The organism is Pseudomonas sp. R2-37-08W, assembly GCF_003851705.1.
GTDB lineage: Bacteria > Pseudomonadota > Gammaproteobacteria > Pseudomonadales > Pseudomonadaceae > Aquipseudomonas.
This window is the reverse complement of sequence record NZ_CP027728.1, coordinates 4,252,821-4,265,360: the sequence shown is the minus strand read 5'-3', so window position 1 is coordinate 4,265,360 and position 12,540 is coordinate 4,252,821. Positions and strand designations below refer to the sequence as shown.

Genomic DNA, 12,540 nt, shown 5'->3' with positions numbered 1-12,540 from the left:
CTGATACACCGCAATCGGGAGCAAGCCCCCCTCCCACAGTTGATCCTCAGTGCCCGAACTTGCCGGGCCAACCGATGACTTTCTTTGACCTGGGCGTTGCATAGGTCCTGATCTTTGACGTCGACAAGCCCAACCGCACCAGCGACTCGGCGATGGTCACCGCCGCCGTCACCCCATCCACCACCGGCACCCCGGTGCGCTGGCGAATCTGCTCGTCCAGCCCGGCCATGCCGCCGCATCCCAGGCAGATCACTTCTGCCTTGTCCTCAAGGATGGCCAGTTCCGCCTGACGCACGATGGCTTGCATGGCGGCCAGTGGGTCTGCTTCCAGCTCCAGCACCGCCATGCCACTGGCGCGCACTGAGGCGCAGCGCTGGTACAGGCCGGCGAGTTTCAGCCGGTCTTCGATCAACGGCACTGTGCGGTCCAGGGTGGTCACCACCGAATAGGCGTGGCCCAGGAACATCGCCATGCTGGCCGCGGCCTCGGTGATATCCACCACCGGCACGTTGAGCAATTCCTGCAGGCCTTCGCGGCCATGCTCGCCGTAGCCGGCCTGGATCACCGCATCGAATGGCTGGTCGTAGGCCATTACGCGATCCATTACCGCGATGGCGGCCAGGTAGCTTTCAAAGTTGCCCTCCACCGACTCGGCGCCGAAGTAGGGCGTGAGCCCGACAATCTCGGTGCCCGGCGAGGCCACGCTGCGCGCCTGCTGAGCGATGGTTTGTGTGATGGATTCAGTGGTGTTGACGTTGACCACGAGGATGCGCATGAAAGCTCCTTGTTTAATGACTGGCGTTATCGACTGCAATGCTTTCGCCGCTGACATCGGCGTAGAACGGCTGGCGCTTGGCGATCAGCAGGTACAGCAACCCTGCAATACCGGCGCCAAACAGCCAGGAGAACGGCGAGACGCTGGCAAACCCAGGCAACAATGCCAACAGGATGGCGATCACCGCTGCCGGAACGAACGCCGCCACCGCGCGCAGATTCACGCCGCGGCTGTAGTAATAAACGCCCTGCGCGTCTTCGCTATACAGCTGCGGCACATCCACCTGGCTTTTGCGGATCAGCCAGTAGTCGACCATGATCACCCCATACAACGGCCCCAGCAGCGCGCCCAGTCCGGAAAGGAAATACACGATCACCAGCGGGCTGTTGTAGAGGTTCCACGGCAGGATCAGCACCGCCACGGTGGCGCTGATCAGGCCCGCGCGCCGGAAGTTCAGGTACTTGGGCGCCAGGTTGCTCAGCACAAACGCCGGTGCGACGAAGTTGGCCATGATATTCACCGCCACGGTGACGATCAGGAAGGCCAGGCAGCCGAGCACGAGAAAGAAGGTATTGGGAATGGCGGCGATGATTTCAGTCGGGCTTTCGATCACCCGGCCATTGAGCTGGAACTGCCCGCCGCACAGCAGCACGGTGATGGCGGCGAACACCAGGATATTCACCGGCAGGCCCCAGAAATTACCCACCAGGATCGTCCTGCGGCAGGGCGAGGAGCGGGCGAAGTCGCAGAAGTTAAGGATCAGCGTGCCGTAGATCGCCAACCACAGCGCACCTCCGGCAAAGATATTGCGCCACATCTCGCCGCCGCTCAGCGGTTCGCGGATCGACCAGGCAATGTTGCCGCCTGCCTGGAAGTACATCCAGCCGGCCAGCGAGGCCACGGTGAGCAGAATCACCGGTCCGGCAAACCCTTCATAGCGACGTACCATTTCCATGCCATAGGCCAGGATCACCAATTGCACCAGCCAGATCGCCACGAAACACGCCCAGCCGAGCGATGACAGGCCGAGGATCGCGTTGTGATCATAGTCGGCAAACCCTGGATGAACCGCCGTCAACAACACACGGAAAACCACCGAAGCCAGGTAGGTCTGGATACCGAACCAGGCAATCGCAATCACGGCGCGGATCAACGCCGGAATCTGTGCTCCATGAATACCGAAGCTGATACGGCTGATCACGGGAAACGGCACGCCGGTCTTCTGGCCCATGTACCCCGACAAATTCATGAAAAAGTACACCAGTGCCGCACCGATCCCCAGGGACAACAGGATCTGCCAGCCGCCCAGGCCCAATGCATACAAACCGATGGCAAATGAATAGTTGGCGATGTTGTGCACGTCATTGGTCCACAGCGCAAAGATGCTGTAGCGCCCCCAGCGACGGCCTTCGATCTTGGTCGGGGCGAGGTCCTTGTTGTGCAGGCGTGAGCTGAGTACCAGCGGGCCGGGGCTTGCCGCGTCGGGATTCAGGGCGGAGGAGGGCAGATCCAGTGCGATGTCATTCGAGAGGCTTGTACGCATTCCGGCAGGCTCCAGCGCATCCGCAGCAAAGCGGCAGATGGCAAAGTGTATGTAGGTTTTGTATTTATTGTATACAAAGCGTATTTCACCTTAAGCCACATGCGTGCCAGTTTTGCAGCGATCAAAACTACGGTTAATTTCGTTTTTATCGCTTATTGAAATAACTGGCTGAATTGAAAGCGATATAAATTGACCGTTCGAACAGCTATTTATTTTTATGGGGAAGGGGGCAGACTCAGGAGGGCAAAAATAGAGAGGAAAGAAGTGTTACGTTTTGGTGCGATTTATATTGGATTGCACACATAAATGGCACCGATGGTTACAACTATGTGTACATTTTCGTCGCGAACACAAAACAAATGTGGGAGGGGCTTGCCCCCGATAGCGCTGGGTCAGTCACCCCATACAGTGCCTGACACTACGCCATCGGGGGCAAGCCCCCTCCCACAGGTTAACGGTGTCAGGCTTTTGTCTTGCTGATGATATTCCCGGCATGCAGCCCGCATTCCTTCTGCGTGGCTTCCTCCCACCACCAACGACCTTCGCGCTCATGCTGGTTCGGCAATACCGGTCGAGTGCAGGGCTCGCAGCCGATGCTGATAAAACCGCGTTCATGCAGGCTGTTATAGGGCAGCTCCAGCATGCGGATATAACCCCAGATATCCTCGCTGGTCATTTGCGCCAGCGGATTGAATTTGTACAAGGTACGTTCCGGGGTAGAAAACGCCGTATCGATTTCCAGCGCGGCCACCTGGCTGCGGGTGCCCGGGCTCTGGTCGCGGCGCTGGCCGGTGGCCCAGGCACGCACGCCTGCGAGCTTGCGGCGCAGCGGTTCGATCTTGCGTATGCCACAGCACTCGCCATGACCGTCCTTATAGAAGCTGAACAGGCCCTTCTCTTTGACGAAGGGTTCCAGCTTGCTCTGGTCCGGCGAGATCAGTTCGATGTCGATCTTGTAGAACTCACGCACCTGTTCGATGAACCGGTAGGTTTCCGGGTGCAGGCGGCCGGTGTCGAGGCTGAACACCTTGACGTTCTTGTTCAGCTTCCAGGCCATGTCCACCAGCACCACATCCTCGGCGCCGCTGAAGGAAATCCACAGGTCGTCACCGAACTGGCTGAACGCCAGCTTGAGGATGTCCTGAGCGGACTTGTTGGCATAGGTCGTGGCGAGTTCAACGACGTCGAAGGCTTGGTTCATCAGGACGGTTCCTACAGGTCAGTGGCGCTGAGCGCTCTATAGGGGGCGATGGTATCAAAATCTACCCTGCGTTGCGGCGGCGTGCTTGAGTCGCTAGAGTTCGGCAGTCCTTTTGCTCGCTCAACTTGAATAATACGAACGGAGTGTCCTGTGGAAATTGCCTGTCTCGACCTGGAAGGGGTACTGGTTCCGGAAATCTGGATCGCCTTCGCCGAAAAAACCGGTATCCAATCCCTGCGCGCCACCACCCGTGACATTCCCGACTACGACGTGTTGATGCAGCAGCGCCTGCGTATCCTCGATGAGCACGGGCTCAAGCTTGCCGATATCCAGGCAGTGATCGCCACCCTCAAGCCACTGGACGGCGCCATCGAGTTCGTCAACTGGCTGCGCGAGCGCTTCCAGGTGGTGATCCTCTCCGACACGTTCTACGAATTCTCCCAGCCGCTGATGCGTCAGCTGGGCTTTCCGACCTTGCTTTGCCATCGCCTGATCACGGATGAAAACGACCGGGTGGTCAGCTACCAACTGCGTCAGAAAGACCCCAAGCGCCAGTCGGTATTGGCGTTCAAGACGCTGTACTACCGAGTGATTGCGGCGGGGGATTCCTATAACGACACCACCATGCTGGGCGAGGCAGACCGAGGGATTCTATTCCACGCGCCGGAGAATGTGATTCGCGAGTTCCCGCAGTTTCCGGCGGTGCATACGTTTGAGGATTTGAAGCGGGAGTTTATCAAGGCGTCCAGCCGACAGTTGAGCCTGTAAATTATCTGGCGCGGCTGATGGCCTCATCGGGAGCAAGCCCTCTCCACATGGCCCTCCCAGCTGCGCCTAAATGCCCGCCAGTAACCGTTCATATGGGATACACAATCCCTCATGCAGGCGTTTGATCATCGCCAGGCTCAGCTTGCGCTTGCCGTTCAACACTTCTGAAACTCGCCCGCTGGGGCCGATGAATGGCTCCAAATCGCGGGCAGTCAAGCCCATTTGTTCCATGCGGAATTTGATCGCTTCCACTGGGTCCGAAGGCGGCATCGGAAAGTGTTCCGCCTCGTACTTCTCAATCAGAACAGCGAGGATTTCCAGCTCGTCACCTTCGGCACTGCCGATGGCCGCTCCCCAAATCTGCTCGACGCGCGCGAGCGCAGCGGCCAGGTCTTCCTGAGAGTGAATAGGTTTGATGTTCATTACACGGTCTCCGCATTGATGGTGTCGTACTGCGCGTGGGTGCCGACGAAGCGGATGCATCGCTCTTTCCTCCCATATTGGGAGATATTAGGGCCGAGTAGATGAGCGTGCAATCCCAGAAACAAGCTCTGACGATTGAGTGGCATATGTGATCCTTCACAGACGGCGGTGGGCGGCGGAAGTCGGACGCTATCGCGCCGCTCACTGTTGGTCCATTACCGTTCTGATTCAGGTTTTTTCGTGCCGAACTCGCTGCCCTCAGCGGCAGGAGTGGCTTGGGTGCTAGAGGCCTTCCAACGTGTGTAACAACACCTGTACCTTGGTCAGCGACTCCTGATATTCCGCCTCCCACTGCGAGTCCGCTACGATCCCGCCGCCGCCCCAGCAGCACACCTGCGCGTCCTTGACCAGCAAACTGCGGATGGCGATAGAGCTGTCCATTTCGCCGCGCACGTCCAGGTACATCAGCGAACCGCAGTACAGGCCGCGTCGGGTCTGTTCCAGTTCGTCGATGATCTGCATCGCGCGGATCTTCGGCGCACCAGTGATAGAACCGCCTGGGAAGCTGCCGGCGATGAGGTCGAGGGCATCTTTATCGTCGGCCAATGTGCCGGTGACGCTGCTCACCAGATGGTGCACGTTGGGGTAGCTTTCCAGGCTGAACAATTCGGGTACTTTTACCGAGCCGATACGGCAACTGCGGCCGAGGTCGTTGCGCAGCAGGTCGACGATCATCAGGTTTTCTGCGCGATCCTTGGGACTGGCCAAGAGTTCGGCGGCGTGTGCCGCATCTTCGTGCGGCGTGGGGCCACGGGGGCGGGTGCCTTTGATCGGGCGGGTTTCAACCTGGCGCTGGCTGACCTTGACGAAGCGTTCCGGCGACAGGCTCAGCACCGCGCCACCTTCCGGCAGGCTCTGGAACCCGGAAAACGGCGTCGGGCAGGCCTTGCGCAGCGCGCAATAGGCGGACCATGGATCACCGATGCAGGGCGCGCGAAAGCGCTGGGCGAAGTTGACCTGGTAGCAGTCGCCGGCCTCGATATAGTCCTGAATACGCACGATGGCCTGCCGATAGGCCTCGGCCGCCAGGTCCGGTGCCATGGGACCTTGCAACTTGAACGCCGCAGACCTGTCGACGACGCCGGCGCTGAACAGGCTGATCAGGCGTTGCCGCTCGCTGTCTGCAAGATTTGGGTGGAACACCAGTTGGCTGGACTGCGCAGCGTGATCGCTGATCAGCGCCCAGGCATACAGTCCGAAGCGCGCGTCGGGCAGGTGCAAGTCATCTACCGCCAGGTGCGGCATCTGTTCCAGGTGTCGGCCGAAATCGTAACTCAGATAGCCGATCAAGCCTCCGGCAAACGGCAGCTCCAGGCCGGCAGGCAATGCTGCTTCGCCCAAGTGCGTCAGGCTTTTGCGCAAGCGTTGCAGGAAATCGTCGCCGCTTTCGTCAGGCTCAACCGCCAAGGTCGCCTCAGGCCAGGCGCTGAGCAGGTCATAACGGCCACGCTCGGCCGCCGGGCGGCCGCTGTCGAGCAGCACCGCACCGGGCGCATGGCGAATCGCCGCAAAATACTCGGCGGGGTTGGCTCGATAGGGCAACGGGTAAACGGAACAGGTCGGCATGCGGGGGTGGATCAGCCAGTGGCGCGGGGGAGGGGATTGTAGTCCCCTGTAGGATTTGCTCCTAGAGGGGATGTCGGGGATAGACAGTTCGAAGGCCGGATCAGCCTTCCACGGGCGGTATATGGCCAAACATCTCTTGCACGAACTTCACCCGTTCTTCCGGGGTTTCGCTCACGCCAGCGGCTTTCAGTTCTTCCAGCCGCGCCTCCACCGCATGGGTGCGCAGAGTCAGGCCGCAGTCGTTGGCAATCTGGATATTCAGCCCAGGCCGCGCGTTCAATTCCAGGATCAGCGGGCCTTTTTCCTGGTCCAGCACCATGTCCACACCGATATAGCCCAGGCCGCACAGCTCATAACAGCCGGCCGCCAGCTTCATGAAACCGTCCCAGTTGGGCAGTTGTACGCCGTCCACCGCGTTGGTGGTATCGGGGTGCTTGGTGATGATGTTGTTCAGCCAGGTGCCACGCAAGGTCAGGCCGGTGGCGAGGTCGACGCCCACGCCAATCGCGCCTTGGTGCAGGTTGGCCTTGCCACCGGACTGGCGCGTCGGCAAGCGCAGCATCGCCATCACCGGATAGCCCATCAGCACGATGATGCGGATGTCCGGCACGCCTTCGTAGCTGATGCTCTTGAAGATCTGGTCGGGTACCACGCGGTATTCGATCAAGGCGCGATCGCGGTGGCCACCGAGGGAGTACAGGCCCGTGAGAATGCTGGAAATCTGGTGCTCGATTTCTTCATGGCTGATGATCTTGCCGGACACTGTGCGATAGCGTCCCTCAAAGCGGTCCGCCACCACCAGGATGCCGTCGCCGCCGGCGCCCTGGGCGGGCTTGATCACGAAGTCGCTGCGCCCACCGATGATTTCGTCGAGCTTGTCGATTTCTTTCTCGGTGGAGATTACCCCATACATTTCAGGTACATGGATGCCGGCCGCCATGGCCCGTTCCTTGGTGATGATCTTGTCATCCACGATCGGGTACAGGCTGCGCTTGTTGTACTTGAGCACGTAGTCGGCGTTACGCCGGTTGATGCCCATGATCCCGCGCGCTTCCAGGGCCTTCCAGGTCTTCCAGAAGCCGAACATTAGGAGTCAGCCTTCAGGAATGCCTTGAAACGTACCAGTTCGGTCAGGCGGTAGCCGCGATAACGGCCCATGGCCAGCATGAAGCCCACCAGGATCAGCAGGATCGCCGGGAAGGTGAACACGAAGTAGATCAGCTCCGGCACGCTCATGATGATGTGCGCCAGGGATGCCGCGAACAGCGTGCCGATCGCCACTTTCAGCGCATGGTTGGCGCCGCGCTCTTCCCAGGTGATCGACAGGCGTTCGATGGTCATGGTCAGGATCACCATCGGGAACAGCGCTACCGACAGGCCCCGCTCCAGGCCCAGCTTGTGGCTGAACAGGCTGATGGCGGCAATCAGCACCACCACGAAGGTCAGCACCACCGACAGCCTCGGCAGCATCTGCAGTTTCAAGTGCTCAAGGTAGGACCTGAGCGACAGCCCCAGCGCGGTGATGATTGTAAACAGCACAATCCCGAAACCCAGTTGCGTCTCGCGGAAGGCCAGGGCAATCAGCACCGGGGTAAAGGTGCCGAGGGTCTGCAGGCCGATCAGGTTGCGCAGGATCAGGATCACCAGCACGCCAATCGGGATCATCACCATGATCATGAACGTCTGCTGGGTTTGCAGCGGCAGGCCGTACAGCGAGTATTCGAGGAAATTGGCGTCGGTATTTTCGTCGGTCAGCTTGGCCAGGCGAATCGCGTTCATTTCGCTGTTGTTCAGGCTGAAGGTCACCATGGCTTTCTTGCCGCCATCGACCGTGATCAGGTTTTCATCGCCGGTCCACCACAGCAGGCGGTCGGCGGGCAGGCCTTGTTCACCGGTTTCCGGGTTGAAGTACAGCCAGTCATTCCCGTTGAAGCTGCGCAGCCACAGTTCCGGAGATTGCGGCTGGTCGGCGACGAGACGAATGGTGTGGACTTTTTCCACCGGTACGTGGGCGATGGACAGCAGCAATTCAACGATCTTGGCCTTGTGCGACGTCGACGGGTCGCCCGCCAGCAGCAGTTTCACATTGTCGTCGTTGAGGTTGTTGGTGCGCTTGATGGCTTCGGTAATAAAGGTCTCGACGTCTGCCGAGTGCTGGCGAATCGGTGCGAGCAAGGCTTCGGCGGCGATTTTTTCCGGGCCTTCCACGGCGATGCTGTCGCGGAACGTCGGGCCCTTGATCTTGACCTTTTCACCGCTGTAGCGCTTGGTCAGCACCAGGCGGTAATACAGGGTCTGGTTGCCCTTGGCGCGGCGCGCCGACCAGGTGACCTTGCGGTTGCCATCGGCGCGATTGACGCTCACCCCGTAGTTGTTCGAAATAAAGCTCTCATTGAGGCTGACGAAGTCGCGGCTCAACGGCGGCACGAACATCGAAACCTTCACCGGGTCCTTGGGGTTGGCGACGAACTCGACCTTCGCGTCGATGTTCCACAAGTCATCGGTGGCGTCCTCGGTGACAGGGATGCCCAGCACGAAGATCTGGTAGGCGGTGACCGAAATACCCAGCACCACCAAAATGGTGATCAGGATTTTCAGGTGCAGGGTCAGAGAGCGCATTCGGTTTACTCGGCGGTATGAGCGTCGGCGGCGCAGGCAGGTTTGCCTGCTGCATATTTAAGGCTGGGGTCGATCAGCGCATCAAAGCGCTTGAGCGCTTCGGAGCCGATCAGCAGCGGGTATTGGAAGGTGCTGCGGTCAGTCAAGTTCACTTCGATGCTGCGTAAAGCGCTGCCCATGCAGATATCCAGGGCAATCACCGGACGAGCGGTGTACTGCTTGTCCTCCTCAGGATCGTAATCACCGGCGCGGCGCTTGATCTTGCTGACGCGGGCCAGTGGACGTTCGATGGGATGGGAATGGGCGGCATCGATGGCCAGGTAGAAGCGTACCCAGGACTCCCCGTTGCGCTTGAAGCGTTTGATATCGCGCGCACTCAGCGAGGCGGTCTTGGCGCCCGTGTCGAGCTTGGCCGCGACTTCCAGGTCGAGGCCCGCCAGCTTGGCATATTCATTCAGGCCATACACGGTCTTCTCGGCGGCAACGCCAAGGCACGGTAGGGACAGTAGGCATAACAGTAGGGGGAAGGGCTTGAGTCTCATAATTCCTGAGGCGATGCAGTGCGAAATTCAAGGCGACTGGCATTACTGCGCAAGCTCCCTCGTGCGCCATTTCATCTAGCGATGTCAGGCAAATGCGGCGGGCATTCTAACATGATGCTTTTTTGGCGCCAGCGCTGGCAGGCGGCCATGCTCTTGGATCCACGCCGGAGGTTATTAGACGATTGTCGACAATGTTGATTTATTCTTTGACTAAGTGGGGGTAATTGACTAGTTTTTGCAGCATTGCTTTTAAAGGTGTCGACAATATGCTGGATCAAACGGAATCTCCGCCGGCGCTGTCGGACGAATCCCAAACTATGTCGGAAAACGTCTTCCGGCGAATCCAGGCCGCCATCGTCAAGGGCGAGATCGCCCCGGGCTCCAAGATTTCCGAACCGGAGCTGGCGCGCACCTATGGCATCAGCCGTGGCCCGCTGCGCGAGGCGATTCACCGCCTGGAAGGCCAGCGCCTGCTGGTGCGGGTGCCCCACGTCGGCGCCCGTGTGGTGTCGTTGAGTCATGCCGAGCTGATCGAGCTTTATGAAATCCGCGAGTCATTGGAAGGCATGGCGTGCCGGCTGGCGGCCGAGCGCATGACCGACGCGGAAATCGAGGAATTGCGCCAGGTATTGCACACCCATGAACGGGATGCCGCGTTTCAGGCCGGTGTCGGCTATTACCAGCAGGAAGGCGACTTCGATTTTCACTACCGGATCATCCAGGGCGCCGGCAACCGCACCCTGACCCAGATGCTCTGCGGCGAGCTGTACCAATTGGTGCGCATGTACCGCATCCAGTTTTCCGCCACCCCCAATCGTCCACGCCAGGCCTTTGCCGAGCATCACCGCATTCTTGACGCGATTGCCGATCGCGATGGTGAACTGGCCGAACTGTTGATGCGTCGGCATATCGGCGCTTCCAAACGCAACATCGCCCGTCACTTTCCGGACGGCGCTCCCCAATAAAAGAGGTGAGTCATGAGTTCCACGCACAACAGCACCCCAGGCCAGCGTTTTCGTGACGCGGTCGCCAGTGAACAGCCGTTGCAGGTGGTCGGCGCAATCAACGCCAACCACGCCTTGCTGGCCAAACGCGCCGGCTTCAAGGCGATTTACCTGTCCGGTGGCGGCGTGGCTGCAGGCTCCCTGGGTGTTCCGGACCTGGGCATCACCGGCCTGGATGACGTGCTGACCGACGTACGCCGCATCACTGACGTATGCGACCTGCCGCTGCTGGTGGACGTGGACACCGGTTTCGGTTCCTCGGCGTTCAACGTCGCGCGCACCGTCAAGTCGATGATCAAGTTCGGCGCGGCGGCCATCCACATCGAAGACCAGGTCGGCGCCAAGCGCTGCGGCCATCGGCCCAACAAAGAGATCGTGTCCCTGCAGGAAATGGTCGACCGCATCAAGGCCGCCGTGGACGCACGCACCGATGACAGCTTCGTGATCATGGCCCGCACCGACGCCCTGGCCGTGGAAGGTTTGGAATCCGCCCTGGAGCGTGCCGCCGCGTGCATCGAGGCCGGTGCCGACATGGTGTTCCCGGAAGCCATCACTGAACTTGAGATGTACAAGCTGTTCGCCTCGCGGGTGAAAGCGCCGATCCTGGCCAACATCACCGAATTCGGCGCGACCCCGCTGTTCACCACCGAACAGTTGAAGTCTGCCGATGTTTCCATCGTGCTGTACCCGCTCTCGGCCTTCCGCGCCATGAACAAGGCAGCCGAAAACGTCTACACCGCGATCCGCCGCGACGGTACGCAACAGAACGTGATCGACACCATGCAAACCCGCATGGAGCTTTACGATCGTATCGACTACCACACCTTCGAGCAGAAGCTCGACGCGCTGTTTGCCGCGAAGAAGTAGCAAGCGCGCCTCCTTGAATAACGACAAAATTGGAGAAGAACCATGGCTGAAGCAAAAGTATTGAGTGGTGCCGGCCTGCGTGGCCAGGTGGCCGGGCAGACCGCACTGTCGACCGTCGGCCAGGCCGGCGCCGGCTTGACCTATCGCGGCTATGACGTGCGTGAACTGGCCGCTGATGCGCAATTTGAAGAAGTCGCCTACCTGCTGCTGTACGGCGAACTGCCGACCAGCGCCGAACTGGCGGCCTACAGCGCCAGGCTGAGCCAGCTGCGCGACTTGCCGCAAGCGTTGAAAGAAGTGCTGGAACGCATCCCCGCCGACGCCCACCCGATGGATGTGATGCGCACCGGTTGCTCATTCCTGGGCAATATCGAGCCGGAAAAAGACTTCAGCGTGCAGCGTGACGTCACCGACCGCCTGCTCGCCGCGTTCCCGGCGATCATGTGCTACTGGTACCGCTTCAGCCACGACGGCAAGCGCATCGACTGCGTCACCGACGAGCCCAGCATCGGCGGGCACTTCCTGCACCTGCTGCATGGCAAGAAGCCGAGCGATCTGCACGTCAAAGTGATGAACGTGTCGCTGATCCTCTATGCCGAACACGAATTCAACGCCTCGACCTTCACTGCCCGGGTGTGCGCGTCGACCTTGTCCGACCTGTATTCCTGCGTCACCGCCGCCATCGGTTCCCTGCGCGGCCCGCTGCACGGCGGCGCCAACGAAGCGGCGATGGAGATGATCGAGCGTTTCGGTTCGGCCGAAGAGGCCGTCGAAGGCACCCTCGGCATGCTGGCGCGCAAGGACAAGATCATGGGCTTTGGCCACGCCATCTACAAAGACAACGACCCGCGTAATGAAGTGATCAAGGGTTGGTCGAAAAAACTCGCTGACGAAGTGGGCGACACGGTGCTGTTTGCGGTTTCCGAAGCCATCGACAAGACCATGTGGGAGCAGAAGAAGCTGTTCCCCAACGCCGATTTCTACCATGCCTCGGCGTACCACTTCATGGGCATCCCGACCAAGCTGTTCACGCCGATCTTCGTTTGTTCGCGGCTCACCGGCTGGGCGGCGCACGTGTTCGAGCAACGCGCCAATAACCGCATCATCCGTCCAAGCGCCGAGTACACCGGCGTTGAGCAGCGCAAGTTCGTGCCAATCGAACGTCGCTGAAG

Annotated in this window: 12 protein-coding genes; 4 read left to right on the top strand and 8 right to left on the bottom strand. The window is 60.0% G+C overall.

Annotated elements, in window-relative coordinates; genetic code table 11:
• Window positions 1-46: 46 nt before the first annotated feature.
• From C4J93_RS19575 to C4J93_RS19565, 3 genes are all read right to left on the bottom strand, one after another.
• Window positions 47-775: an aspartate/glutamate racemase family protein gene (locus C4J93_RS19575; RefSeq protein WP_124367977.1), complete on the bottom strand. Its 729-nt coding sequence runs from the start codon at window positions 773-775 to the stop codon at window positions 47-49.
• 13 nt (window positions 776-788) lie between these two features.
• On the bottom strand, window positions 789-2,318 hold the full coding sequence (locus C4J93_RS19570; RefSeq protein WP_124430259.1) for an NCS1 family nucleobase:cation symporter-1: 1,530 nt from the start codon (window positions 2,316-2,318) through the stop codon (window positions 789-791).
• A gap of 460 nt (window positions 2,319-2,778) precedes the next feature.
• Complete coding sequence (locus C4J93_RS19565; RefSeq protein ID WP_124430258.1) at window positions 2,779-3,519, bottom strand: phosphoadenylyl-sulfate reductase; 741 nt, start codon at window positions 3,517-3,519, stop codon at window positions 2,779-2,781.
• Window positions 3,520-3,669: 150 nt separating this feature from the next.
• On the opposite strand from C4J93_RS19565, the gene thrH reads away from it, so the two are divergent.
• A complete protein-coding gene (gene thrH / locus C4J93_RS19560; protein ID WP_124404975.1) occupies window positions 3,670-4,287 on the top strand; it encodes a bifunctional phosphoserine phosphatase/homoserine phosphotransferase ThrH in 618 nt (205 codons plus the stop codon).
• Between the two features lie 66 nt (window positions 4,288-4,353).
• On the opposite strand, the gene C4J93_RS19555 is transcribed toward thrH, so the two are convergent.
• The 5 genes from C4J93_RS19555 to C4J93_RS19535 all read right to left on the bottom strand — a co-directional run bounded on the left by C4J93_RS19555 (window position 4,354) and on the right by C4J93_RS19535 (window position 9,497).
• Complete coding sequence (locus C4J93_RS19555; protein WP_124363953.1) at window positions 4,354-4,710, bottom strand: type II toxin-antitoxin system HigA family antitoxin; 357 nt, start codon at window positions 4,708-4,710, stop codon at window positions 4,354-4,356.
• 282 nt (window positions 4,711-4,992) lie between these two features.
• A complete protein-coding gene (pabB, locus tag C4J93_RS19550; protein ID WP_124430257.1) occupies window positions 4,993-6,336 on the bottom strand; it encodes an aminodeoxychorismate synthase component I in 1,344 nt (447 codons plus the stop codon).
• 100 nt (window positions 6,337-6,436) lie between these two features.
• Window positions 6,437-7,423 (bottom strand): alpha-L-glutamate ligase-like protein, encoded by a 987-nt coding sequence (locus C4J93_RS19545; protein WP_124363950.1) that lies wholly within the window; start codon window positions 7,421-7,423, stop codon window positions 6,437-6,439.
• Entirely contained in the window at window positions 7,423-8,955 is a 1,533-nt protein-coding gene (locus tag C4J93_RS19540) for an inactive transglutaminase family protein (protein ID WP_124363949.1), read from the bottom strand. Before C4J93_RS19540 ends, C4J93_RS19545 begins: the two co-directional genes overlap by 1 nt.
• A gap of 5 nt (window positions 8,956-8,960) precedes the next feature.
• Window positions 8,961-9,497: an ATP-dependent zinc protease gene (locus C4J93_RS19535; protein WP_124430256.1), complete on the bottom strand. Its 537-nt coding sequence runs from the start codon at window positions 9,495-9,497 to the stop codon at window positions 8,961-8,963.
• A 266-nt stretch (window positions 9,498-9,763) separates the two neighbouring features.
• Here C4J93_RS19535 and C4J93_RS19530 point away from each other — a divergent pair, with 266 nt between their 5' ends.
• Genes C4J93_RS19530 through prpC form a run of 3 tightly spaced genes read left to right on the top strand, consistent with a single transcriptional unit; the run spans window position 9,764 to window position 12,538 of the window.
• The gene (locus C4J93_RS19530) at window positions 9,764-10,462 is read left to right on the top strand and encodes a GntR family transcriptional regulator (protein ID WP_124407918.1); all 699 of its coding nucleotides are present in this window, start codon (window positions 9,764-9,766) and stop codon (window positions 10,460-10,462) included.
• 12 nt (window positions 10,463-10,474) lie between these two features.
• Window positions 10,475-11,368 (top strand): methylisocitrate lyase, encoded by an 894-nt coding sequence (gene prpB, locus C4J93_RS19525; RefSeq protein WP_124430255.1) that lies wholly within the window; start codon window positions 10,475-10,477, stop codon window positions 11,366-11,368.
• 42 nt (window positions 11,369-11,410) lie between these two features.
• Window positions 11,411-12,538, top strand: a complete 1,128-nt coding sequence (prpC, locus tag C4J93_RS19520) for a 2-methylcitrate synthase (protein ID WP_124363945.1) — start codon at window positions 11,411-11,413, stop codon at window positions 12,536-12,538.
• Window positions 12,539-12,540: the final 2 nt, after the last annotated feature.